We start from the raw sequence: 24,994 nt of genomic DNA, 5'->3' as shown, positions 1-24,994 counted from the left end.
GTTGGCTTAGTTTCTTAATTGAAACTAAAATTTTTGTTTGTTTGCACGATTTTGTTTGTTTAGTTTTCAAAGAACAAGCTCGCTACTTCGTTTGAAGCAACTTTACAACTATAACATTTCAGCAATTCGTTGTCAACCAATTTATCAAATGTTTTTCAACACCAACAAGTTGTTAACTCGTCAATAACGACTGCTTTAATATACTACCACCTAATTTAGACAACGTCAATAAAATTTTCAAATAATTTTCCCTATATCCACTTTCTTCTATTATAAATATAAAAGCCGATCCAAACATTTGGACCGGCTTCCAATTTACTTAGTAATCTTAATGATACCTTCTTGCTTCAACTCCACTTGACCTTGCTTATTGATGACAATTTTTTCACCTTCAGCTAAGTTCGTGAAGACAATCGGTGTGATTGTGGATGTTGCATGTTCTTTAATGTAATTTAAATCAACTTTTAATAAAGGCTGTCCTTGTTCGACAATGTCATTTTCTGACACTAATGTCTCAAATCCTTGGCCTTTTAAATTAACTGTATCAATACCCACATGAATCAGTATTTCACGACCAGTATCTGATAAAATACCAATTGCATGTTTTGTTGGGAATAGGTTTACGATTTTTCCGTTGACAGGTGAAACAATCAATCCTTCTGCCGGTACGATTGCAAAGCCATCGCCCATCATTTTTCCAGCAAACACCTGATCCGGCACTTCGGTAATCGGCTTGATTTCCCCTTTTAGCGGTGCTGCAAATACTTCATTTTCACGTGCTTTTTGAAGTGCATCTGAATTAGTGGCCTCGTTCTGTTTTTCTGCACCTTTTTCTGGTGTAGCAACAGAAGTCGTACGAGGTCGCTTACCTGACATGATATCTTTCATTTGTCCTTTGATTGTTTCAGAACGCGGTCCAAAAATCGCTTGAATGTTATTACCTACTTCAAGGACACCTGCCGCACCAAGTTTTTTCAATTGGGCTTTATCAACGTTTTTACTATCATTAACAGATACACGAAGACGTGTAATACAAGCATCTAAATGAGCAATATTTTCCTTACCGCCCATAGCATCTAAAATATTAGCTGCTAAATCACCTGAGCCAGCTTTGCCTGTCGGCGCTTGGCTATCATCTTCTTCTTCTAATTCACGACCTGGTGTTTTTAAATTCCATTTGCGGATCGCGAAACGGAAACCGAAGTAATAAATCAATGCAAAAACTAGACCTACTGGAATGACGATCCACGCATTTGTTTGTGGGTTGATTAAACCGAATAGAACATAGTCAATTAATCCACCAGAGAATGTCATCCCGATTTTTACATTTAACAAGTGCATTGTCATAAAGGATAATCCCGCAAAAATTGCGTGGATTCCAAATAATACTGGTGCAACAAACAAGAATGAGAATTCAATTGGTTCTGTAATACCTGTTAGGAAAGAAGTTAACGCTGCAGAAGCCATCAATCCTCCTACAAACACTTTCTTTTCTGGACGTGCTTCATGGTAAATAGCAAGTGCAGCTGCAGGAAGTCCAAACATCATGAATGGATATTTACCTGTTGTGAATGTACCCGCAGTTAAATGTTGGACATTATCTTTAATTTGTTCCATGAAAATACGTTGGTCACCACGGACAAGATCTCCGGCGGCATTTGTATAGCTGCCAAATTCATACCAGAATGGTGCATAGAAGATATGATGCAATCCAAATGGAATTAATGAACGTTCAATGACTCCAAAAATAAAAGCAGCAACAGTTCTGTTTGCATCAACCATGTTGGTTGAGAATAGATTCAAGCCATTTTGAATTGGCGGCCAAATAACAATCATTAGCAATCCTAAAAGAACAGTACTGGCAGCAGTTACAATTGGAACGAATCGCTTACCAGCAAAGAATCCTAGATAGGATGGCAATTCAATTTCGAAGAATCTATTATACATGTACGCGGCAATCAGACCGACGATGATACCTCCAAAAACACCGGTTTGCAGTGTTGGAATCCCTAAAACTGACGCGTAACTTTGAGGATGCTTCGCAAGCGCATCTGCATCTATTCCTAAAGCAGTTCCCATGGTTGCATTCATAATCAGGAAACCTACAATAGCAGCAAGTCCAGCTACACCTTCTCCTCCAGCTAGTCCAATCGCTACCCCAACGGCAAATAATAACGACAGGTTACCAAATATAACACTACCTGCCTGTTCCATAATTTTCGCAACCATCGCGATCCCACTATTATCTAAGAACGGGGCGAGGTCAATTAATGTTGGGTTTTGAAGTGCATTACCAACTGCTAATAATATCCCGGCAGCAGGCAAGATCGCTACTGGTAGCATAAGTGCTTTACCGACTTTCTGTAAAACACCAAAAGCATTTTTAAACATAAAAAATCCCTCCTAAATTTTTTCGTTTAGCTCATAAAGCGGTTACATTGTCCACAAAAAACACAATAAAAAAGGCATGAGTAAAAATCCAATTGAATGAAATTATGGGTATAGATTTCCCCATTAACTTCATTTCAATTAAACTTTTTACTCATGCCTGATCGAATCAGTAACACGTAAAAAATAAGTGCTATTTAAATTTTTTTTGAAGTCGCTGCAAATGCATTGTTAAATATACTGCTTCTGCATCAAAGACTTTCAATTTTAATGATTGTTGCATCACTTTAATGAGCTTCCATGAGAGATTATAACATACTGGATATTCATCTTTCAATAGGGAAGCGATTTTTTCTGGTTCATCGACTTTTTCACCCTTAACTACCCTATCAATGGCAAAGCGAAGGTGACGAACAAGTCTCATATAATCGATTCCTTCTTTATCTATCTCTATTTCAAGCTGTTCTTCTACCATATCAACCAATCTGCTGACTAGTTGTGAATGTTGATTTACATCCGAAAGATTTTTATTTGTTAGCGCACTATGAATATGCAGGGCGATAAATCCTATTTCACCAATTGGAAGGCTAATTCCTGTCTTATCCTTAATAAGCTCCACCACATCTTTTGCCACTTCATACTCATGACGATAAAGCGCTTTCGTCTCCACTAAAAATGGATTTTTCATTTCCATTCCTTGCGAGATTCTCGTTAAAGCAAACATTAGATGGTCCGTTAATGCCACATGGATATGTTCGTTTAACATCGAATTTGTTCGTTGTTTGATTAATTCAATAGAGGCTATGATTACCTCTAAGTATTCATTATCGATAAAAGGAAGCAATTTAATATAATTTTCTTGTTCCTTTTCATTTTTTAAGACAAAAAGTTTTTCCACTGAATCTGTTTCGATATAGTCCCCGCGCTTGCGATTAAAGCCAAGTCCTTTCCCAATCAAAACAACTTCTCCATAGGAAGGGTGTTCAGCAATTAAAACATTATTATTTAAAACCTTTTCAATCAGCAGTTCTGCCATACCCAATTCCCCATTTCTACCTTTTAACCTATTATTTACAGGATAAAAGACAGAAAACAGGAAGTCAACGACAAAGTTCGACAGCTACATGAACTTACGACTAGTTATTCAAACTTCATCCCTCTCAACCCAATAAAAAAGAACTGTGGCAGGCCACAGTTCCTTTTGACTTATTTTAAGAAAATGAAATATAGTACAAAGATTACAAAGAAGAAGTACATGACCGGGTGGATTTCTTTTGTTCTGCCCTTTACGATCATCGTAATTGGGTAGAAGATAAACCCAACAGCAATACCAGTGGCAATACTGTAAGTCAGTGGCATCGCAATCATCGTTAAGAATGCTGGAACAGCAATCTCAAAACGCTGCCAATCAATTTTCCCTAATGAAGATACCATTAATACCCCAACAATAATTAACGCAGGTGCCGTTACAGGTGCTGTAACAACCGATAATAACGGAAAGAAGAATAGCGATAAGATAAAGAATCCGGCTGTTACTAAAGCTGCAAATCCAGTTCTCGCTCCAGAGGCGACCCCTGCAGATGACTCAATATAAGATGTTGTAGTGGATGTACCAAGTACTGCACCGACAGTTGTTGCAATCGAATCCGAAATTAACGCGCGTCCAGCTCGAGGCAGCTTATTGTCTTTCATTATTCCCGCTTGGTTCGCTACTGCGACAAGTGTACCAGCATTGTCAAAGAAATCAACAAACAAGAAGGTTAGAATAATTCCAAGCATTGCAGTTGTATAAAAAGAACTATCTCCGAACGAAGAGAATGCTGCACCAAAGGTCGGCGCTAAACTTGGAACTGAATCGACTACTTTATGCGGCATATCAATTAAGTTGAAGATCATTCCGACGATTACTGTGATCACCATTCCATAAAAGACGGCACCATTAATACCTCTTGTCATCATAATTACTGTCACGACGATCCCAAAAATAGCAAGCAAAGTAGGTCCTGCTGTCAAATCGCCTAAACCAACAAGTGTTGCATCATTATTGACCACAATACCAGCATTTTGTAATCCGATAAAGGTAATGAATAAGCCAATCCCAGCACCAACTGCGTGTTTTAAATCAACTGGAATGGCGTTAATAATTTTTTCTCGCAGGCCAGTGAGCGTTAATAAGAAGAAAAATACACCTGAGATAAGCACTGCGCCAAGGGCATGCTGCCAAGGAATCCCGCTTCCTAATACAACTGTATAAGCAAAGAACGCATTCAAGCCCATTCCTGGGGCTAGTGCCAATGGATACTTTCCGAGAAGTCCCATGACAATCGAACCTAGTGCTGATGCAAGAGCTGTCGCCACAAATACGGCACCATAATCCATTCGTAAGGCATCAGGATAATCCTTTATCGATGCTAATGATAATGTTAAAGGGTTAACAACTAGTATATAAGCCATCGCTAAGAATGTGGTCAGTCCACCAATAAACTCGCGGCGATAATTTGTACCGTGTTTCTCAAACTCAAAATACTTTTGCATTTCTTTTCCCCCTAAAATCTTTTCTTTATTATGCAAAAAAAGCTCCGGCATATTCTACCGGAGCGTGACTTTAGGCATGTGCAATAATAGAGGAAAAGGAAACTTGCCTCTTTATTAATGACACTGCCGCGTAGTCAAGCCATTTACGGTGGCTCGGTAGAAACTTTTGGGCCATATCCCCAAGATTATACGATGCAATTATTATATTCTCTTAACTCGTTTTTTATTTTAGCAGGAAAAAAACATCTTGTAAACAAAAAATACGAACGATTTTAAAATTAAAATTAAAATCGTTCGTGAATATTTCACTCCTAAAATAAATAAGAACCGGTACTATAGTCCCGGTTCTTTCTCTATCGCTTCTCTTATTCCCACTCAATCGTTGCTGGCGGCTTGCTGGTAATGTCGTACACTACCCGGTTCACATGCGCTACTTCGTTAACAATACGCGTTGAAATGACTTCAAGGACATCCCACGGAATTCTTGCCCAATCGGATGTCATCCCGTCAATCGAGGTAACCGCTCGGATACCGATGGTATAATCGTAAGTTCTAGCATCACCCATTACCCCGACACTGCGAATGTCTGGAAGTACAGTGAAATACTGCCATATTTCTCGGTCAAGCCCAGCCTTTTTAATTTCCTCACGAAGGATCCAATCCGAGTCCCGAACGATTTCAAGTTTATCCTCTGAAATAGCCCCTAAGACACGAATCCCTAGACCTGGGCCAGGGAAAGGCTGTCTCCAGACGATATCATCCGGAATGCCAAGCTCTGTTCCAAGCGCACGGACTTCATCTTTAAACAAGGTGCTCAATGGTTCAATTAATGTAAACTGCATATCTTCTGGCAGGCCGCCTACATTGTGATGTGATTTTATCGTCTGCGCGGTAGCTGTACCACTTTCTATGATATCGGTATAAAGCGTTCCTTGAGCTAAAAACTCGATGCCCTTAAGCTTTGTTGCTTCATCATCAAATACATAGATAAACTCATTGCCGATGATTTTCCGTTTCTTCTCTGGGTCAGAAACGCCTTCCAACTTCGATAGGAAACGTTCTTTAGCATCGACCTTGATTACATTCATATGGAAGCCTTCAGAGAAAGTCTTCATCACACTTTCTGCTTCATTTTTACGGAGAAGACCATGGTCCACAAAAATACAAGTTAGTTGGTCACCAATTGCTTTATGAATTAACACGGCAACAACGGAAGAGTCAACCCCGCCACTTAAGGCACAAAGCACCTTTTTATCGCCAACCTGTTCGCGAATCTTCGCCATCTCGATTTCAATGTAGTTCCCCATTGACCAATCGCCGCTGCTTTTACAAACGTTAAAAACAAAATTTCTAAGCAATTCATTCCCATAAACAGAATGACGTACTTCCGGATGAAACTGAACAGCGTATAGCTTTCGCTCTTCATTACTCATTGCGGAAATCGGGCATGTAGGGTTCGTGCCGTCAACAGTGAAACCTGCAGGGGCTTCTACCACAAGGTCGCCATGGCTCATCCACACGGTTTGCTCTTTAGGCAGGCCGCTAAATAGCGCTGATTCATGCTGCACCGTCATAGTTGCTTTTCCGTATTCACGCTGGTTTGCTTTTTCAACCTTCCCATTGAAATGGACAGTCATTAATTGCATCCCGTAACAAATTCCGAGAATAGGCAGACCCATTTCAAATATTTCTTCATCACAACGGAAGGAATTTTCATCGTACACACTGTTTGGTCCGCCGGAAAAAATAATCCCAGTTGGGTTCAATTTGCGAATTTCTTCAGCTGTAATCGTATGCGGATGCAGTTCACTGTATACCCCGAACTCGCGAATTCTGCGAGTAATTAGCTGGTTATATTGACTCCCAAAATCTAATACAATAATCATTTCATGCTTTCCTTGCAAAGCATCCACCCCAATTTTCTCAAGATATAGTTATTATTAACCTTAACAACAAATGATATAAAAAAAACTAGAATTCTCCCCCCATTAAATATCAGGAAGGCAGAATTCTAGTCTCCTCGAAAAAAAAGCTCACAGAAAAATTCCGCCTTCATAGTCAGGTCATTTAACGGTGACCCGGTAGAGACTCTCGATCCGTATTATCGAGGATATATGAAGAAAACGTACATATTTTGAAAAACGCACACCCATTTAGCGAAGTCCGCTAATAGCTTGCGCTAGACATTGAATAGTACATATTGTAACAATAGGTCGTTTTTCTGGTCAAGCAATTGTTTTTTTGATTAAATTTTCCCACAATTCATGCGATTCTTCCCAAGTTCCCTTCGGCAGGTTTTGATGATACACATAATTTTCATAAATAGCTGTCAATCGCGACATCTCTCTCGTCGAAAAGAACGAATCAATATAACGGGCATAGTTCCTCAGTGTTTGGTTCTCCTTCCGCTTTAAACCGTAGCGATCGAACTGTTCTAATAAAGCCAGGTAGGCAGCCCCGAAACTTTCGTCCCTTTTCTTGAACCGATAAACCGCTAACAGCAAGTACGGAACCCACTTCCCACGGACCCGATAAAGAATCGTAGATACTCCTGCTAAGAGTATGAATATAAGAACCATCCGCATCCAATTATTTTTCAAAAACAATTTTGAATCAGTCCATATTCTTTTGATATCAGAGAATTGATTCGAATCATTTGACGCCTTCGTATCATCAAGATTTTCCTGCTGAGGCTTTTTCACAGTTGGTGTGCTGGTTTGCGGATTAGATGATGATGTCGCTGCTGATTCATAATTGATGATGATTTCATTTGAAAAGCCCTTTGTTGGCTCAAATGGGACCCAGCCTTGATTTGGAAAAAAGACCTCCACCCAGGAGTGGGCATTATTATTTGTTACTTCATAAACCTGTACCCCTGAAGCCTCATCACTATATTGGAGAAAATCTCCACCCGTAAACCCTTTGACCCAGCGAGTGGGAATCCCCAGTGTTCGAAGCATAACTGCCATGGATGAGGAGAAATTATCACAATAACCCCTTTTTGTATCAAATAAAAACTGATCGACATAATCATCGTTGGTGTCAGGCACCGCAACATTTTTTTGGTCGTATGTGAATTCCGCTTTTCCAAAATAACTCTCCACTGCCTTCGCTTTATCGAACCAATTCGATTTTGAGGCAGTAATTTCTTCTGCTAACTCTTTAACTCTTGGTGGCAGCTCCTCAGGCAGTCGGGTATACTTTTCATAAAATTCAGGGTTGATGCTTGTCGGATCAAAACTAGTTGTTTGGACTAAATCCTTTGCTTTATATTTGGGCGTTTCAAATTCAACTGTAAAGGCGCGAGGTACAACAGGAGCTTTGTTATGATTGTAAAAGCTGATTCTCTCATTCGTTGTATCGACCTCAAAGTCATTTCCAGCTGCATCAAGCGGCAGAATTTTTAACACTTTATTAATACCGGCAGGATACATAAGATAGTTATAATTATAGCCTACATGGGTTAATACACGGGCAGTTTCCTTAATGGTCTCCACTGTTTTAGGCAATGAATAAACAGGGACCAAGTCTTCCTGACGGAAGGAAATAGGCGTTGTCCCAGATGTTAGCCAGCCTTTTCCTGTGTACACATCCTTTGTTTCCATCTTCCAATAACTTTTTCCGTTCGCTTCATAGTTAAAAACCGGGTTGTTGTCCCCTATAAATGGACCGCCTAATGCCGAATCATTCGTTCCGTAGCCAATTCGATGCACACCACTAAGATTGCGTTCTGGAACTTTATCGTTATTAGCTGTTAAATAGGAAACAGGATCGGGCCATATCGGTTCAGCTTTTGGTGCTGCTATTCCAAGAAAAACACTAAATGCAATCATTCCTGCCAGCGGCACCATCCACCTTCGAAAGAAAGCTGGCTCGGTGTTTACATTCTCCCTCTGGATAATCCGGTAAAACGTCAGCATCCCCATCACCGCGAAACCGGCCACCACTGTTCTGACAATTGCCGCTTTTGCGCTATAAGGGGTAAACGTATCCAAAACGGTAATATAAATCAATGTCATAAAATAAAAGATAAATATTCGCTTCCGGTTTAAGAGCCAATAATTAATTAAATAGACCATTATCCAAAGCAGGACAAAGAATAATAGTGTCCGGAACTCATTGGATAAGTCGCTCCAGTCCCTTGCAGCGATCAAGCCAATATTATCGATCACATCCGTTAATAAGGACTTCACCCAGCCAAACTGAAAGAACCTTTCATCATAGTGGATGCGGTTGATAGAATATAAGATAAATATCATTTTAATCAGATATTGCCAAATCCATTTTAGATGTAAAAAAGAGAGGCCACACGAAATAATCAGGAACATAATAAATGTTTCAATATGTTCCGTTTCCGTTAATTGTTCAACTGGACGAAGCCACTCCCATAATAATAGAAAACCAAACGTATATAACAGAAACGACGGATAATCCCTTTTAATCAAAAAAAGTTCACCTCCGAAAAGGCTGCCTTGTGTTCGCCTTCATGAACCATAACAATCCGCACCCCTCGTGCATTGGCCATTGCAATAAGTGATCTTTCGTTTTCTGTTGGGGATACTTTCTCCCCCTTTATTAGAAAAAGCGTAATGGTTCCTCCTTTTCGTTGTCCAAGGAAACTTGCTTTTTCAATCAAGGGTTTAGTTATCTGTGCAGTGACAAGCATCAACGAAACCGTTTGTTGGATAAAAAGACCATCTGTATCTAACACCTTTTCAAAAGGTGAGATACATTTCGCTTCTATTTTTGCTAAATGATAAAAGAGTTGCTGGAGATGGTGTTCTCCGCCTCGGATCGGGAACGATGCTCGATCGCTGCTGATTGTTAAAAGACCAGTCTGGGCTCCTTTTTTCAAAATAGCCCTCAGTAATGAGGCCGTAAAGGATACCAAAGGCTCAAAATGGTTATCTGGTACACAGTCCATGACGACAAAGACATCATGTGATTGCCGCTGCTCAAATTCCTTTGTCATTAGTACGTTTCGTTTCGCAGAGGCTTTCCAGTTAATCCACGAAAATCTGTCACCCGGCTGGTAGTCCCTTACTCCCGTAGCCATTGAAGTATCGCGCTGCACACGTTCCCTTGATGCGGTCAAACCTTGATCATACTGATTTTCAAATTGTCGATATAATAGATCTGAATAAGCTGGATAGACAATAATTTTGCTCTCTGAAGTTACCCTTTTTTCTTTTTCGAATAATCCAAGCGGATCACCGATCCTTAAGGTAAAGTACTGAAAAAAATGTTCACCGCGCGGCAGCTCTTCAATGATATATTCATAAGAAAATTCCTTTTTCAATCCCGGTAAAAGAAGTGCCTTTGGTTTCTTTTGCTGATTGGCAAATTTCAAGGAATCATCTAAGTTGTCCTCGACAAGTAAATAAAATAACGGAAAGGATTTTGATCTTTTTACTGTAACTGCCACCCTTAAAGGTTCCCCCGCGTTGTAATCTAATTTTTGCAATGTTCTTGTGACTTCAAGTTCATTTAAGGAGTAGAAGGCTATGGCCACACAATAGATCGCAAAGGGTAAAAAGCTATAAAATAAAAACCAGCTGACAAAACCCCCTTGGAACATCGCGTAAGAAAAGGTTAATAGAATCAAAAAAAGTAACAGGATAAACTTCCACACTTTTTTGATTGGAATCCAGAGCTTTTTCATTCTATTTCACTAACCTTTGGACCGGTACAGGAACTCTTGCAACCACCCGGTTGACTATTTCTTCAGCAGTAATCCCTTCAAACTTTGCCTCTGATTTTAAAATGATCCGATGGGATAAGACAAAACGGGCCAAATATTGAATGTCATCAGGCAGGACATAATCACGTCCAAACATATACGCATAGGCCTGCGCTGCTTTCATTAAGGCAATTGAACCCCTTGGGCTTGCCCCAAGGTAGACGCTGCCGTGGCCTCTTGTGCGATTGACAATGTCGACAATGTAACGCTTAATCGTATCATCGACGAAGACATCTTTAATTTCTTTTTGTAAATCGCGGAGGCCTTCAAGGTCAATCACTGGCGTTAAATCCTCAATCGGCGGAACCCTTTGTGCTCGGTTCAACACTTCCATTTCCTCTTGTAAGTCCGGGTAACCCATTCTCATTTTTAATAAAAAACGGTCAAGTTGTGCCTCAGGAAGCGGGTATGTCCCTTCATATTCGATGGGGTTTTGCGTTGCCATAACGAAAAATGGCTTGTTCAGTTGATGGGTTATTCCATCAATCGTTACACTCGCTTCCTCCATCCCTTCTAAGAGTGCCGACTGTGTCTTCGGGGATGTCCGGTTAATTTCATCGGCAAGAATGATGTTCCCCATTAACGGACCGGGACGAAATTGAAATTCCATTTCTTTTGGATTATATATGGAGACTCCGGTTACATCGGATGGCAATAAATCGGGTGTGAATTGAATTCTGCGGAAGTTGGCATTCACAGACTTTGCCAGGGCACGGACCATCATTGTTTTCCCGACACCCGGTACGTCTTCTAACAAGACGTGGCCGCCAGCTAACAGGGCAACCAGACTAAGTTCGGCAACGTCCCTTTTTCCAATCATAACCTTTTCAATGTTTACTAGTATTTTTTCGATCACGGGATTCATTTGTTCAAGAGACAAGGTGACACCTCCTAGGATGGTTACTATCTATTTGGGCATTCATCTAAGTATTCTATATACTCCTAAAATATTCCTTTATTAATAGATTCACAATATACAAAACTAGGTAAATATTAGAGAATGGTAGATTGGGGAATGTTTAGGGAAGAATGAATAAAAGAAGCCTACTCCTATAAAAAGAGTAGACTTTGAATCCTTGAATGCTGGTTTAGAAATATGTTAAATGAATCTCTGCTTGACTTCTCCGCATGTCCACCCATGGGTTAATTACACCCCAATCAAATTCTATTTGATTTTTAATTCCCAATTGTTCACCCAATAATGTAATTAACCATTTTCTATGTCTTTTAGCGATAGTCATACCGTCTTCTTCAATTTCCGAATAAGCTCTAAGGATAACTTTACTTATTCTTTCATCAGCAAATACTAGTTGGATAAGAAATGATTCTGAATATATAGATTGTGGAGATAAAAAATACACAAAGCTAGTGGGATTTCCTTCTCTAATCTTAATATTCAAATTTTTATTTCTAAAAATATCCAAAGTAGTCAGGCTTTTGATAGTAATCCCACCAACCTCTAGTGTTCCTGCCATTAATTTATCCATTATCTTGTTCATCATCCCTCTGTATTTACCATATATTCCTGACTTCAATATTACATTCATCTCTATCTTGATAGTCCAACATTTCCAAAATTTCTTTGTAAAAGTATTTACATGCCTCTTCTTCAGAATTAAATTTTTTCAATTGTGATATTACTCCCCGCTCGCTATAATATACTTCCCACTTACCATCTTCGTTATTGAGGCACAATGCTTCATTTGGAAGTCCTCCTTTTAAGCTATATACATCCTTTGGTATATTTGAGTTTATTAGCAATAGATTTAATTCATTTTTATTCATAGTTTTAATTAGACCTTCTCTCGCTAACACATAAAAGAGTTATTTATTTAATCTTTCATGTATGCCTACTAGTTTATATAGTTCATCAAAAGCTGTATTTTCATCTGCTGCTTTAAAAATAATCGATTTAAAGCCTCTCTCATCGGTTTCATATACTTTCCAAATTCTGTCCTCACCGTCATAATAACATCCTAGGACAAAGGAGGCTTCTGTAATACCATCCGTTTCAATCTGATATGCACCAATATTAGTATTTTCATTTGAAATCTTATTTAAAAATTCATTTTTTGTCATAATTACTTCACTCTCCAGAAGCCATTCCCTTAATTCAGGATTCCTTAATTATTTTGTCTCTTAACTTCCGTAATGGATTTTTTAATACGCTAAATTACCTTTTTTAAGCTCTGCAGTTTCTAAATTTATAAAAAAATTCATTCTTCCTCTTCCAAAATTATCAACATGATTTTAATTCCCTTCACATACCACTACTGGGTTAAAATATGAGTGGCTTTCTGACTTCAAATAACTGTACATCTTCTTTTGGCACCCATTTTTTATAATAATATTTATCAGTTCTATCTAAACCTAAGGTATTAGCTATTTTAGAATCGGAAGTACCAACCAGAAATTGATTTTCATTTTCCTTATGCACATTTATCTCTACATTCTTATATTTTCCATACGTTTTAACATTAAAAGCGTTCTTAAGATCTTTTACATTAATAATCTTAAAAAATATATTGGAAAAATTATCCTTACCAAATCCTTCTTTAATAGATTGAGGATCATTTGTTACTAAATTAAAAGTGTCATCACCATTATCGTATATTTCATATTCGAAATTATTAATTATTTCATAGTCACCAGACTTAAGCATAATTCCACCTCTTATAAAAGCTTTATATTTTTTATTTTTAATAATAGCAACTCCTCTATTCATATTTGTCCAACCTTCTGAGCTTTTCTCGATTCATCCCTTCATTCAAATCCACTTATTCATACTTCTCGTTATCTATTACGTATGACTCCTCCAATGTCACTTCTTTTCTAGTAGTTGTTTTCCTCAAATAATTCTCTTTAACATAAATAAGTTGATAATCATCATTCGGGCCAAGTCTTTTCGTAAAAAGATCTCTATCTTGATAGTCCAGATTACATTCTCTTCCTATATTAGGATCGACTGTAACAATTTCTATCTCTTTACTATCCTTGAAATGACCAACAACAAAGAATTCATAATTTTTATATTGGGCCATAAAATACTCACGAAATAACTCTGTTACATCTTCCTTATTTACTTCTCTTACATATAAATCTTTAGTATATGCCGACTTTATCGCTTTAAAGTCTATTTTTTTTCGGTGTGAAAATAATTCAATTTTTCTTATTTGCCCTGCAACTCTATTAATACAAGCTTTATATTTTTTATTTTTATATACAGCAACTTCCCTATTCACGATACGATACCATCTCAGTTCTTAATTGTTATTAAAAAATACTCTTTTTCTTAGATTCTCTAAATTATCTAGTTAGAATTATAAAAAGGATTCAAAGCACATTTGACTTTGAATCCTGGAAATAACTTATCTTGATTCTCGCTAAACTATTACGAAAAACCATAGCTTCTTAAAATTTTTTTAAATGCTACTCAGTTTCCTTCTACTTTCTGTAATACTATACATTACATCAAATATTTCTTCTTCTGTTCCTTGTTGAACGATATCCAAATCTTGTCGTTCGCCCACCATATATATTTTCCAAAGACATCCTTCTTTAAAGCATCCTGTTGTAAAAGGTACATTTGAAACCATACCTATAACAATTTTCAATTCATTTAAATTTATGTTTCCTTTTTCAACTCTTTTTTCGTATTCTTCATTTGTCATTTTTAGCCCCTATAAAACAGGAATATTAAATTTACTGAAATAATATTTTTTCCGTTCTCAATCTTTTAATAAAATTGTCAAGCGCATCACTTTCATTATCAAATACAGTTATGGAGCCTTGTACAACACTAGCTCTCTCATCAGTTACATATACTTCCCAATTGTTATTATTACCCATACTTATCCCCACTTCATTTTCTTTTAAGGGATGTTCATTATACCAATTAAAACGTTTTAGCCCTTCATTTTTTATAATTTTCTTTGCTTCTTCATTCGTCATATTATATCCTCCTTAGGATAACTTTAAGGTTAGTAAAATTATAGTTTATAAATTATTAGCCATTACCTGAAAAATGGATACCTTAAATTATTAGTCACTTAACTTCCTTTAACAGTCCCAACTCTTCTAACCAACCTACAGGTAATGGGAGTTCATTTTGTATTCCTCCACCTGACGACCCAAAACCTTCTGCAATTCCCCCTTGATGTGTAACTACTTTACTGTAATCCCCATTATAATATCTTAATACCTGAGCTTCTATTTTTAATTTCAGTTGAGGATTTTTACACTTAGAAACATAGTCCTCTAGCTTTGAAAAATCACCCGTTACTTCATATTGATGATATTTTGAGAGATCTTCCAAATATGGTAATGATCTTTGGTCATAATTGAATGGTTTACCTTCTAGCACAGGTGAAGTGTATCTGCCATTTGCCGGTCCATATCTATCAAGGATTTCAGCAGGTTTGGGTACATATACTTCTTTAATTGCATTCCCATCGGCATCAAGTACATAACCTCCATTTGGAACCTCAGACCAATTGATTGAACCGTCCTCATTTAAAACTCGCGGATTCTTTGGTATCTGTATATCTTCCGGCCATTCTCCAGTTTTTAAATATACTTCGGCATAGTTTGTTTTAGAGTAACTATCATTATTCTTTAAATATTTATATAAATCTTCATGAGAACACCTAGTTTCTGTTAATAAGGTATCAACAGTTTTAATTCCTTTCTTTGGACTACCCTTACCAATATTAACCCCATCAATCTTACTAAGCACATCTTTAAGCCTGTTCTCCACCGCATTGGAATTCCCTGCAGTGATTTGAACTTTTCCAAAATCACTTGCACTCTCCATTGCCAAGCCCATTCTCCGCGGCGGGGTAATGTTTTTCACCTGTGTAATAGCAGAGTCTACTAATCTCCCTGCTTCCACTGTATCTTTTGCCAGTTTATTTTTCATCACATTGGTTGTATCTATTATTGCCGCTGACGCACCCTTCAAACGTGTGACCGATTGCTGACCAGCGGTTTTAACCATGTTATCAACATGATTGATTTCTTGATGGAAACTCCCTTTAACTCCTGACCGCAATCCTATTCCTCCGATATTCTCTCCAAGATGGGCGAGACGTACCGTGCTTGAGAATTTCGTTAACCCGCTGACACCGGGAACAATATCCAATGGGGCCAATAGTCCGCGGAACCATCTTTCCGATGTCCCAAGCTCCCTGCCTGACACCCAGTCCTTGCCGGAAACAGCGGAACTCAATTCCATCGCACCATAGGCTGCCCCTAAGGCTAGACCCGCCGGAGGACAAATGAGAGTCGCCCCAACAATAACCACTAACGCCCCTATTTGTACCCAAAATTCCTTATCTTCTTGTTGGTCCCGAATGGATTCATACTCAAAGGCCCGCGTATTTAGCGCAGCTTGTTGATATTCTTCTTGCGAGAAATCCTGGTCTCCATTAAGTTCTTTCCAGGCATCGTATTCAAGCTTCATTTGACTTGAGTAGTAAGTATCTCCACTAAACAAGTCATCCAAACTTACTTCAGTTTTAGGTACAACCAATGATTGTGCGGGACCGTAACCCGCATAGACATACTGAGTCTCTGTCGCCCCGACTCGATTAGTCGTCGTATAGTTGGATATCGTTAAATCCCGCATTGTTTGAACAAACTCATCCATATCTTCATAGAACGGCTGATCAATTGTGCGGTCAACAATCTCTCCGACCTTCCCGGTAAAGTTGTGTAAAATCTCGAAGTCTTCAAATAATCCTTGGTACTTGCTTTTTTGACTGGTGTGATGAAATGTTATGACCCCATCACTATCATAGTTCGCGATATCAGACTCAGCATCCTCTAAATTATCACTTAGATCTTTCAGAGTATCAATCATCCCTTTTCCCCAGCGGCCCAGGCCGATTAAGTCACCAATGCCGTCTTTCATCTTTTCCCAGTCTGACGGGATATATTTTACATCCATACAAAAACCCCTTTTTTAGTTCTAGTTTTAGTAGGAAAGGTATTTTATCTAGCTATTTGTTTGTTTTCTCATATTCTTTCATTCTCGCTAATATTTCTAAGTCTTGCACGTTATTATCTTGATTTATATATTTATACTCAAAGTATTTAATTCTTGCAGAAGGACCGAAATCACTATTAGTCCAGTTGGTATAATCAAACTTCACATTTAATTTACCGGATTCATTTACTATCATTGTGACTGAAAACCATGGTTCTTGGTCATTATCAATAAATACCTTTTGAAGTGCATGGGTTAGTTCAAATAATTCATGAAGTGCAGTATTATAGAGTCTCTTATCTACACCATAAAATTTGGGGATAAAATGTGAAAAAACAGCTTTTTCATTATCTGCTTTTGGTGTGAAAAAGAAAAAAACTCCTCCTTCTTTCCCCTTCACTTCTCCATTAAAATAAAAATTACTCCATTCAACCGGAATCATATCATTAATCTGTTGAGCTATTTGTTGATATAATTTATTTAATTTTTGTTCATAGCTCATCATTGTCAACCTCCTGATTTATTGGCAATCTCACGAATCACTGGGTAATCCCCATCAATCTCGTATTCTATCATCAACAAATCATACCCCCAATTTGGCAATGATTTGTTCAGCAATCGCTTGGTCTGTTTGGATCATCGTGTTAAGGATATCTATTATCAATGCAGCAGCACGGGAATAATTGTCGTGTAAATCCATTACTTTCTGGTTAGCTTCCGCATATACCTCCATCGCTTTTTTGGCTTTACCTTCTTGGTAATAGTCGAGGTTTCCCAACTTTTCAATATTGGGAGCAGCGTTGGTCTCTAATTCTGTAATAATGCCTTGTAAAAATTGATATATCGTGGTTATTTCATCAGGATTAATATTAATTAAGCTAGAATTCCCCCCATCAGCTTTAAGCATATGACTTCGCCTCCTTATAAGGGAAATCCATTTCATCAAATAGGACCTTCAAAAACCAATATTGACTAGCATGGTAATATTTTTTATTTACAGTATCAACCATGATTAACTTTTCATGTTTCGTAAAAATCAGCCACTGCTGATAATAGTGCCAATTATATTGATCTTTATGTTCCTCCTTAAGATGGAAGAATTCTAGATTCATAAACATCTCTTCCGGCTCAAAACTCTCAGTCTCACGTCTTTCTTGATTGGATAATTCTTTTTTTAAGAACGCTTTTTCCATTTCAACCGGTTCTCTTACAATCACTGGAAAATGTTGACTTAACATTTTTAGAAGTAATGCTTTAGAGGAGATACGTAACTGATAGGACCCTTGTTTATCCAACTCCACCAGCACAATGACCTCCTCTCTTTCACGTTTACGGAAGGCAAAGAGAAGATTATTGATACGAACGTATTTCTGACTTTGATGATAAAATTCAATGGTTCGGATGACTAGTGCCCCAGATTTTGTTATCTTTCCCTCCGGTGTGATGATTTTCTTCTCAATCAGCCGGTCATGTGCCTCTTTGAAAACCTCTTCGCCTTGTAATTGGTAAACTTCTTTCTCAGGTAAGCCAAAAAGAACAGTTCCGCCAAAAGCTGCCGCTAATAGGTATAATTCAGCCACTGAAAACGTATCAGTTGGTTGTTCGATCATAAATTCTTCACTTCCCTCACTGAGCCGTCTTGAAGGAAATCATCTACGTAACCATCCAGGTTATTTAACGCTTTTGTTTGTTTTGCGACAGCGGACTTCAGATCATGATGATATTTCTGAATGATTTCCAGATAACTTAAAAAGGAATCTCTAGATTTCCCGCTCCATTCAGCTGAATGAAGGTAAGAAATTAGTTGTTCACAAGATTCATAGGTTTGTTCAATCGATTGCTCTAATGCCTTCGCTGCGGCCTTCGCTTCATTTACTCTATCCCCGTCAATTCTAACGCTCCCCACTGATCAATCGCTCCAATCTCTCCTGTAGCTCTTTCAATTCCTTTTCTCTTCTTACTCTTTCCGCTTCCGCCTCTTTAATGGCCAAATTTTTATAATGGACATATCGTTCATATGCCTTATTTTTCGCGGCAGCCAGGGAACTCCGCTTTTCCTGATCTGCCTGAAAACACTGCTTTAACTTTTCCGTTAGTTCTTCCCTGCTCGTTTCGAAATCATTTGAAGGTATTTTTGAATTAGATAGATTCGGAATAGCACCTAGATAGGAACTGTAGGCTTCATTTGCTTCTGATACCTTATGATCGTGTTCCGAAATGGCACTCTTGAGTTTTTCATACAGCTCATAATACTCATCTCTTTTTCTCTCAAAATCACTTTTAAACCAATTAAACACCGATATTCACTTCCTCTCTTTTTAGGTAAGGAAAAGCAATTTTAATCTTTTCTGCTTTACCCTGTTTAATATAGTAGGCTTCATAAGGAAGTAAGTTTTGCTCTTTATAAGGTCGACTCAGGACCTCAAGTATGTTCTGCTCCGTAATTCTTCCAATCAAGATGCCGGTCTTTTGTTTCTTCACCATGGTCGCGATATCATCGTATTGCCTTTCTAATGCGCCATGGACAGCTCCGACAACAAAATGAATGCCTGTGCGAGCTCCCGTGTCCATTAGTTTTACTAGAATCGATTGTTCTGTAAAGGACATCGATTCGATCACGAATGACACATCGGTTATAAAGACAACCATTGGGCGGATCTCCTTCAGAAAATCATTCCTAGTTGCACGGCCATTGGTGGCCATTTGAACTTGACGGAAGGCATCTTCCCTTGTTTCAAATAATTGCTGAAGCTGCTCGATAAACTCCTCCATTGAACCGGCATGGTCGGCATAAAGATTGACATTTTCCTTATACATTCTAAATCTTGACGCAGCATTGTCGATTAGCCCCACATCGATGTGATGATTAACTGAGATACTTGCGATTAGAGTTAGATAAGTTTGTTCCACTGCATCGATTCGATCACTTAAAAGTAAGGTGGTATGATCTTTAACGACACTTAATTCGACAGGTTCGACATTTTCAAAATCTACCGCAAACGGTATGCCGCCTTTGGTTAAAATGGCTTTGGTTTCCGGTTTCTCAATAAAAGCTGTGAAGTCAATGATTTCCGGAACCATTGGGATTGGCAATGGCAGCTCGCCCTTCCAAGCATTCCGCATTGCTTGACTCTCTTCTTGAATATGTTTAATAATCGCTAGCGTATCTTCTCCTTTGACAGGAAGAGCCGTTTGAAACAAGGTTGGCTGATCTAATTTAATTAAACCGCGTCCTGGAACTTCTTCAATCGTTAACTCTGTTCTTCCGACAATATTCCGCGGCTCCATACTATCAATCATAAACAACGAAATTTGATGCTTAATATTTGCCAGAACCGGTGCCCGCATGGCACTTTGCCGCCCTGCACTGATCACCATATGGATTCCTGTACTGACACCTTCCCGTGCAATCTGTGCCGCTATTCTCTCAAAATCGTCCCGATAGGAAGCATCGACGATGGAATCAAATGTATCGATGAGTAATACAATGACGGGGACTTCTTCCCCACTCGCCTGTTCATACATTTGAATATTTGCCACACCATACCTGCTTAATTTTTGTTTTCGCTCTTTTAACTCATTTTGCAGGCGGCGGAAAAGCTTTCCTAGTTTGATTTCCTCATCTACCATAATCGTATCGGCTGTATGCGGCAATTCCCGCAATGGCAGCAAACCATTCGTCCCGAGGTCGATCAAATAGAAATGGACTCTCTCCGGACTGTGCTGTCGAGCGATATCCATGGTTACACTTTGTAAAAAGGTAGACTTCCCATACCCAGGACTCGCAAACACAGCAAGATGGCCATCTTTAGTAAGGTCCAATGTCAGTGGTTTTTGTGCTTGCCTTTCAGGCAGATCTAGAAAACCGAATGTCACTTCTAACGATCTCTTCTTTTGATCCCAAGCTTTTGTATAGTTCACTTTATTTAAATCTGGAAGGAAAATCCGCTCCTCTAATGGCGGAAGCCATGGTCTTTGAAGTTCAGCAATCCTTTTTTCCGTTGCATAGGCTTGAATATAATCAACAACCGCATCCAGTTCTGTTGGAACTTTTTTAATGTCTTTCTTATTTGATAGTCCACTTAAATCATGCGAGAGGATGTCATATTGGCCAAGTTCATTAATGGCGTAAATCGTTGTGTCCAATAAGTCTTGTTCGTTTTTATCAGGAATATAATCAGCCCCGCTCCAGGCACTTTGAAATAGTTCATAAATTTCATTGTTGCCGACCTGTAAATAGGCACGACCAGGAAGTGTGATATTCGCCGCATCCGGCGTTTTCAAGATCTCTGTCGAATCGCTGGCGTTTTGAACTTTGAGTGCCAGCTTGAATTTAGAGTTGGACCATATTTGGTCATCCACCACACCACTCGGTTTTTGTGTAGCCAGAATCAAATGAATCCCAAGGGAACGTCCAATACGGGCTGTCGAAACAAGTTCCTTCATAAATTCGGGCTGCTCAGATTTGAGCTCGGCGAATTCATCTGATATTAAAAATAAATGAGGCATCGGCTCTCTAGCCTCACCTGATTTATACAGTTTTTGATATTGATTGATGTGGTTGATATCATGTTCGCCAAATAACCGCTGGCGCTTTTGTAATTCTGCTTTAATCGATGCAAGAGCCCGCATGGATTGCGTACCGTCCAAATTTGTAATCGTTCCTAATAAATGCGGGAGATTTTTAAATAAATTTGCCATCCCTCCGCCTTTATAATCAATGAGCAGAAAAGAAGCTTCATGCGGATGAAAGTTTACTGCAAGCGAGAGAATATATGACTGAATAATTTCTGATTTTCCAGAGCCAGTCGTCCCAGCCACTAAACCATGTGGTCCATGTGCTTTTTCATGGAGGTTCAAATGGACAAGATCTTCTTTCCCACGCATTCCCAGAGGAACAGCCAGGCTTTTATAGGTTTCATTTTGTGTCCATCGCCCATCAATACCGAGCTCCTCCACTTTCTCTACACCATACATTTCGAGAAAGGTCACGCTTTCTGGAATCGAATTTTTTAAATTTTGCAGGTGATTAAGCGATGCCAATGCCCGTGAAAAATCTTCTTTATGAAAGCCTTCCGAAAATCGATCCGGTGTGAATCGTCGATTGACCAATTCACCTTTCTCAAGGATCATCATTCCGGTTGTGGCATCACGAATATCAATAACCGTTTTCACTTGTTCCGGAAGAGACTGCATGACATCTTGTACGAATACAAGGGAAACACCTAATTCACTCGGGTCTTCATTAAAGTATTCCATCACGGAATGATCCAATATCATTTTTTCATCGGTTATTAACACAACAAAATGAGGAGTGAAATGAATTTTTTCACTTTTATTACTCTTCTCATTGATAGCAAGCTTGCGTCCTTTTAATATCTGATAAAGGGAGTTAAGGACCTGATCACGAGAACGTTCGTGATAAACAAATCCCCTTACGTTTAGTTCTCGTAAACTAGCATGCGGGAGCCAGCGCATCCATTCCCATTTCCCTTTTTCCGCTTCAGGAAAGATCGTGACAAACTGAACATCATGGTAACTGTGAAATAAAGCAGCCTGCATCACCAGCATTTGTAACTGTTCCAGCACAAGCGGACGCTGTCCAATGTACCCAACAGGTCCATTCATTAATGATGTCGCTGCCGGTACATCTTCTAATGTGAGATACTGAGCCCGAAGATTGCGGGCTGCATCCACCAGTTCATCCTTATCAAGGGTAAACTCCTCGATATTGAATTCGACCTCAAAGCTCGAATCAACCCTCCCTAATCCAACACGATACATAAGGAAGTCATGATGCAAGCTGGTTTTTTCATAAATTCGGGGATCAACCTTCATTGCCATCACACGCAATTGCTCCACATCTGGAAAGTGATAATAGAGGGCATGCCGCTGTTCTTCACTAGCTTGATATAATTGCTGTGTTTTCTGTTTCAAGTACTCGCGGTAGCTTATATCCCGCTCTTTTATATCTAGGCGGTATTGCTTCAGACTTTTTAGATAGGATGTGATTGAAAAAATGACCGTTGTTACTGTCATAGCAAGCATAATGATGATATAAAACCCATTCGACAGAAACAATGAGACCATGATCATCGCTGCAATCATCACAAGCGGCGGAACAATCACCCGTGCCAGCTGTTCACTCGGTTTTCCAGGTTTATTAGAGGGTTTAGCAATTTTCCGTTTTTCCTCTGGCTCACGGTATATAATCCTTGGTGAACGATGATAATCAGGGTAATGACTGCCGAAATCATGGTGAACGTCAAATAAACGAACTAATTTCGTTGTTATGATGGAGTCGACTCCTAGAATTTCAAGGTCCTCCTGACCAATCTTCATCATCATCCCGTCAAAAAAAAGCTGGTCTCCTGGTTCTAGCAGCACCACACCCGTTGTCCGAACATAATTGTGGTAAATTTGACCTTCAAAGATTTCAAGTTTAAAAGGATCGCCCAAATGCTCGCGAATCAGCACCAAATCGAGGGCAGCGTTCTCGATTCTTAAATCATCGTAATCATTAGCACCAAAAGTAATACTATAGTTTTCTGTTGTATCGTATACACACCGCTCCGCTTCTTCCTTGATATAAACCTGGATCGGCTCGTCATGAGTGTTTAATGTAAGGCATTCGTTAACCTGCAGCTGCTGATTACCGATTGTGCATGCTGCTCCATCCCACATAATGGACAATCCTGGATTTAAATCGAGAAAGGTAATCGTGTTGGAACGATCATTTCCGACTGTTATTGTTTTTGGTTCATTTATCTTTAAATGGCATTTGTGCAAATGATCTTTATAGCTCAGCAGTAATAATCGTTGTGCCATCTTTCTCTCCCTCAGTTCTGCTGGTTTAGGATGGAGTCCAGACCATATTTATCAGCATATGTATTATATTGTTCTTGATATTTTTGAACCTTCTTTTCACGCTCTGTCCCACTTAAGTCAGGGTCATTTTTCGCCTGTTCGATTTGTTTGATTAGTCCATACATGATTAATTGAGGATCATCAATATACTTGGCAAGGTCGATCGTTCTGGCAAAATCGCCCCGGCCATTGTAAATCCAATACAACAAATAATTAGGATCACTTTTTATACTAATATTTTTCAAGATGACCTCTTTCTGATCTTCCGAAAGCTTCTCAGTTTTAATGAAAGAATAAGCAAGAACATACTTACTAGTATCTGGTAATTCTTCAGGTGTTTGGTCTTCTAAATCATTAATGACGTCCCCATAATCTAAGGATAAGAAATGACGATCTGCTTCGAGGAGATCTTCCTGAAATGGTGTTTTTACAAAACTCAGATAGACGAGCGGCACGGCCAATATAACGGCAAGAGCAATCATAGTAAAAGTTAATTGTTTAAACAGGCGAAATCGTTTTGCAGGTACATGTACCATGGTTTTTTCCAGCTCTATTTTTTCCTTAATGTACTGTTCTTCCAAAAACTTGATTAATGCATCGAAATCATCTAGTTCACCCACTTGACGTTCAAATGGAGTATCCTTGGCATTTTTCAATGAACCAGAATAGAGCTCGTCAAAGGTATACATTTTTGAAAATAAGGCGACGATTAAACATTTATATTGGAGTAATAATTTTTCTTCGTTCAGCTCATGTGGGGGAATCAACTCCCGGATACCGCGAAACACGATAGATGGTAAATGATTATCATCAAAAATCAGATTGTTGGGATGTAAGAAGAAGGTCATGCGCGTGGTTAGGATTTTTTTGAATCGAGCTAGATTGTACAACAGGCGTAGTTTATCTTTCCGGTTTAGCTTTTGTACATCTTCCCATGTGTTAGCCCTTGGGTCGACTTCAAAAGAGAAGGTAAACATATTGTCTCCTTCTTCAACCATTGCGGGTACGAATAAGTCTGAGTCGTTATTGATTAAAGCCAATTGGCGAACATCTTTTACTCGTGTTTGTGATTTCGGCAAGTTCAGCTGCCAGCTATTGTTAAGAATGAGAAACTTGTATGTGATTGACTCCCATTGGATGCTTATTTCATTCATGAGTTCTGACTCCTTCCTGCGAAACAGGCGCCATCTTCAGAAAGATTAGTGCCTGTTTCTATATACTTATAAAACTAGTAAAAGGTCTCCATTGGTTACCGGGTAATCGATAAGCCGATCGTCATCTGCTAATAAGAGATTTTTATTGGAAAGCTTTACTGCAAACAGAGGTGCCATTGTAAGATCAAGATTTAAGGTTTCTGCCAAATTCACCAGCAGTTGATTAATCGGTTGGTGCGCAGGAATTCTTACGTCATACTGCCCTTTGCCCCATCTGCTAAAATCAACGGTCACGTTAACATGTGTTTGACTAGGCATGGTGGC

General features: G+C 38.8%; 23 protein-coding genes and 2 riboswitches. All 23 genes read right to left on the bottom strand.

The annotated features are described in order from the left end of the window. Positions 1-315: 315 nt before the first annotated feature. Positions 316-2,391 (bottom strand): glucose-specific PTS transporter subunit IIBC, encoded by a 2,076-nt coding sequence (gene ptsG, locus AB7942_RS21975; protein WP_088085135.1) that lies wholly within the window; start codon positions 2,389-2,391, stop codon positions 316-318. 190 nt (positions 2,392-2,581) lie between these two features. Continuing rightward, on the bottom strand, positions 2,582-3,424 hold the full coding sequence (gene glcT, locus AB7942_RS21970; protein ID WP_098933776.1) for a glucose PTS transporter transcription antiterminator GlcT: 843 nt from the start codon (positions 3,422-3,424) through the stop codon (positions 2,582-2,584). Between the two features lie 170 nt (positions 3,425-3,594). Next, positions 3,595-4,923, bottom strand: coding sequence for an NCS2 family permease (locus AB7942_RS21965; RefSeq protein ID WP_369448503.1), 1,329 nt, complete (start codon positions 4,921-4,923; stop codon positions 3,595-3,597). Positions 4,924-5,034: 111 nt separating this feature from the next. After that, a riboswitch (purine riboswitch) is annotated at positions 5,035-5,136 on the bottom strand. A gap of 152 nt (positions 5,137-5,288) precedes the next feature. Beyond that, the gene (gene guaA / locus AB7942_RS21960) at positions 5,289-6,809 is read right to left on the bottom strand and encodes a glutamine-hydrolyzing GMP synthase (protein WP_335398477.1); all 1,521 of its coding nucleotides are present in this window, start codon (positions 6,807-6,809) and stop codon (positions 5,289-5,291) included. A 149-nt stretch (positions 6,810-6,958) separates the two neighbouring features. After that, a riboswitch (purine riboswitch) is annotated at positions 6,959-7,061 on the bottom strand. A gap of 87 nt (positions 7,062-7,148) precedes the next feature. Next, positions 7,149-9,368: a DUF4129 domain-containing transglutaminase family protein gene (locus tag AB7942_RS21955; protein ID WP_369448502.1), complete on the bottom strand. Its 2,220-nt coding sequence runs from the start codon at positions 9,366-9,368 to the stop codon at positions 7,149-7,151. Next, a complete protein-coding gene (locus tag AB7942_RS21950) occupies positions 9,365-10,585 on the bottom strand; it encodes a DUF58 domain-containing protein (RefSeq protein WP_369448501.1) in 1,221 nt (406 codons plus the stop codon). Before AB7942_RS21950 ends, AB7942_RS21955 begins: the two co-directional genes overlap by 4 nt. A gap of 1 nt (position 10,586) precedes the next feature. Further along, complete coding sequence (locus AB7942_RS21945) at positions 10,587-11,528, bottom strand: AAA family ATPase (RefSeq protein ID WP_335398475.1); 942 nt, start codon at positions 11,526-11,528, stop codon at positions 10,587-10,589. Between the two features lie 223 nt (positions 11,529-11,751). After that, positions 11,752-12,150 (bottom strand): hypothetical protein, encoded by a 399-nt coding sequence (locus tag AB7942_RS21940; protein ID WP_369448500.1) that lies wholly within the window; start codon positions 12,148-12,150, stop codon positions 11,752-11,754. 25 nt (positions 12,151-12,175) lie between these two features. Then, a complete protein-coding gene (locus AB7942_RS21935; RefSeq protein WP_369448499.1) occupies positions 12,176-12,448 on the bottom strand; it encodes a hypothetical protein in 273 nt (90 codons plus the stop codon). A gap of 39 nt (positions 12,449-12,487) precedes the next feature. After that, entirely contained in the window at positions 12,488-12,742 is a 255-nt protein-coding gene (locus tag AB7942_RS21930; RefSeq protein ID WP_369448498.1) for a hypothetical protein, read from the bottom strand. Between the two features lie 199 nt (positions 12,743-12,941). Beyond that, positions 12,942-13,388: a hypothetical protein gene (locus AB7942_RS21925; protein ID WP_369448497.1), complete on the bottom strand. Its 447-nt coding sequence runs from the start codon at positions 13,386-13,388 to the stop codon at positions 12,942-12,944. Between the two features lie 52 nt (positions 13,389-13,440). Beyond that, on the bottom strand, positions 13,441-13,905 hold the full coding sequence (locus AB7942_RS21920) for a hypothetical protein (RefSeq protein ID WP_369448496.1): 465 nt from the start codon (positions 13,903-13,905) through the stop codon (positions 13,441-13,443). 180 nt (positions 13,906-14,085) lie between these two features. Continuing rightward, a complete protein-coding gene (locus AB7942_RS21915; RefSeq protein ID WP_369448495.1) occupies positions 14,086-14,334 on the bottom strand; it encodes a hypothetical protein in 249 nt (82 codons plus the stop codon). A gap of 31 nt (positions 14,335-14,365) precedes the next feature. Further along, positions 14,366-14,614, bottom strand: coding sequence for an Imm59 family immunity protein (locus AB7942_RS21910; RefSeq protein WP_369448494.1), 249 nt, complete (start codon positions 14,612-14,614; stop codon positions 14,366-14,368). A 94-nt stretch (positions 14,615-14,708) separates the two neighbouring features. Beyond that, positions 14,709-16,610, bottom strand: a complete 1,902-nt coding sequence (locus tag AB7942_RS21905) for a TNT domain-containing protein (RefSeq protein ID WP_369448493.1) — start codon at positions 16,608-16,610, stop codon at positions 14,709-14,711. Between the two features lie 52 nt (positions 16,611-16,662). After that, entirely contained in the window at positions 16,663-17,154 is a 492-nt protein-coding gene (locus AB7942_RS21900; protein WP_369448492.1) for an immunity protein YezG family protein, read from the bottom strand. Positions 17,155-17,232: 78 nt separating this feature from the next. Further along, the gene (locus tag AB7942_RS21895) at positions 17,233-17,556 is read right to left on the bottom strand and encodes a hypothetical protein (protein WP_369448491.1); all 324 of its coding nucleotides are present in this window, start codon (positions 17,554-17,556) and stop codon (positions 17,233-17,235) included. Continuing rightward, the gene (locus tag AB7942_RS21890; protein WP_369448490.1) at positions 17,549-18,259 is read right to left on the bottom strand and encodes a DUF5081 family protein; all 711 of its coding nucleotides are present in this window, start codon (positions 18,257-18,259) and stop codon (positions 17,549-17,551) included. The genes AB7942_RS21895 and AB7942_RS21890 overlap by 8 nt, the downstream gene beginning before the upstream one ends. Beyond that, on the bottom strand, positions 18,256-18,555 hold the full coding sequence (locus AB7942_RS21885) for a WXG100 family type VII secretion target (RefSeq protein WP_098933783.1): 300 nt from the start codon (positions 18,553-18,555) through the stop codon (positions 18,256-18,258). The genes AB7942_RS21890 and AB7942_RS21885 overlap by 4 nt, the downstream gene beginning before the upstream one ends. Further along, the gene (locus tag AB7942_RS21880; protein ID WP_369448488.1) at positions 18,542-18,946 is read right to left on the bottom strand and encodes a chorismate synthase; all 405 of its coding nucleotides are present in this window, start codon (positions 18,944-18,946) and stop codon (positions 18,542-18,544) included. The genes AB7942_RS21885 and AB7942_RS21880 overlap by 14 nt, the downstream gene beginning before the upstream one ends. Beyond that, entirely contained in the window at positions 18,939-23,477 is a 4,539-nt protein-coding gene (gene essC, locus AB7942_RS21875) for a type VII secretion protein EssC (protein WP_369448487.1), read from the bottom strand. Before essC ends, AB7942_RS21880 begins: the two co-directional genes overlap by 8 nt. An 11-nt stretch (positions 23,478-23,488) precedes the next feature. Continuing rightward, positions 23,489-24,670: a type VII secretion protein EssB gene (essB, locus tag AB7942_RS21870; RefSeq protein WP_369448486.1), complete on the bottom strand. Its 1,182-nt coding sequence runs from the start codon at positions 24,668-24,670 to the stop codon at positions 23,489-23,491. 66 nt (positions 24,671-24,736) lie between these two features. Next, the gene (locus tag AB7942_RS21865) at positions 24,737-24,988 is read right to left on the bottom strand and encodes an EsaB/YukD family protein (protein ID WP_088085120.1); all 252 of its coding nucleotides are present in this window, start codon (positions 24,986-24,988) and stop codon (positions 24,737-24,739) included. Positions 24,989-24,994: the final 6 nt, after the last annotated feature.

Source organism: Neobacillus sp. BF23-41 (assembly GCF_041106275.1).
Note: the sequence above shows the minus strand (reverse complement) of the source record. Positions and strands in the feature narration are given on the sequence as shown.

What these genes read in the sequence shown, in the direction of transcription:
- AB7942_RS21895 (WP_369448491.1), bottom strand. Translation starts at nt 17,556, where the DNA reads ATGCTTAAAGCTGATGGGGGGAATTCTAGCTTAATTAATATTAATCCT.
- AB7942_RS21935 (WP_369448499.1), bottom strand. Translation starts at nt 12,448, where the DNA reads ATGAATAAAAATGAATTAAATCTATTGCTAATAAACTCAAATATACCA.
- AB7942_RS21900 (WP_369448492.1), bottom strand. Translation starts at nt 17,154, where the DNA reads ATGATGAGCTATGAACAAAAATTAAATAAATTATATCAACAAATAGCT.
- AB7942_RS21930 (WP_369448498.1), bottom strand. Translation starts at nt 12,742, where the DNA reads ATGACAAAAAATGAATTTTTAAATAAGATTTCAAATGAAAATACTAAT.
- AB7942_RS21865 (WP_088085120.1), bottom strand. Translation starts at nt 24,988, where the DNA reads ATGCCTAGTCAAACACATGTTAACGTGACCGTTGATTTTAGCAGATGG.
- AB7942_RS21925 (WP_369448497.1), bottom strand. Translation starts at nt 13,388, where the DNA reads ATGAATAGAGGAGTTGCTATTATTAAAAATAAAAAATATAAAGCTTTT.
- AB7942_RS21965 (WP_369448503.1), bottom strand. Translation starts at nt 4,923, where the DNA reads ATGCAAAAGTATTTTGAGTTTGAGAAACACGGTACAAATTATCGCCGC.
- AB7942_RS21940 (WP_369448500.1), bottom strand. Translation starts at nt 12,150, where the DNA reads ATGGATAAATTAATGGCAGGAACACTAGAGGTTGGTGGGATTACTATC.
- AB7942_RS21905 (WP_369448493.1), bottom strand. Translation starts at nt 16,610, where the DNA reads ATGGATGTAAAATATATCCCGTCAGACTGGGAAAAGATGAAAGACGGC.
- AB7942_RS21915 (WP_369448495.1), bottom strand. Translation starts at nt 14,334, where the DNA reads ATGACAAATGAAGAATACGAAAAAAGAGTTGAAAAAGGAAACATAAAT.
- essB (WP_369448486.1), bottom strand. Translation starts at nt 24,670, where the DNA reads ATGAATGAAATAAGCATCCAATGGGAGTCAATCACATACAAGTTTCTC.
- guaA (WP_335398477.1), bottom strand. Translation starts at nt 6,809, where the DNA reads ATGATTATTGTATTAGATTTTGGGAGTCAATATAACCAGCTAATTACT.
- AB7942_RS21890 (WP_369448490.1), bottom strand. Translation starts at nt 18,259, where the DNA reads ATGATCGAACAACCAACTGATACGTTTTCAGTGGCTGAATTATACCTA.
- AB7942_RS21945 (WP_335398475.1), bottom strand. Translation starts at nt 11,528, where the DNA reads ATGAATCCCGTGATCGAAAAAATACTAGTAAACATTGAAAAGGTTATG.
- AB7942_RS21910 (WP_369448494.1), bottom strand. Translation starts at nt 14,614, where the DNA reads ATGACGAATGAAGAAGCAAAGAAAATTATAAAAAATGAAGGGCTAAAA.
- ptsG (WP_088085135.1), bottom strand. Translation starts at nt 2,391, where the DNA reads ATGTTTAAAAATGCTTTTGGTGTTTTACAGAAAGTCGGTAAAGCACTT.
- AB7942_RS21950 (WP_369448501.1), bottom strand. Translation starts at nt 10,585, where the DNA reads ATGAAAAAGCTCTGGATTCCAATCAAAAAAGTGTGGAAGTTTATCCTG.
- essC (WP_369448487.1), bottom strand. Translation starts at nt 23,477, where the DNA reads ATGGCACAACGATTATTACTGCTGAGCTATAAAGATCATTTGCACAAA.
- glcT (WP_098933776.1), bottom strand. Translation starts at nt 3,424, where the DNA reads ATGGCAGAACTGCTGATTGAAAAGGTTTTAAATAATAATGTTTTAATT.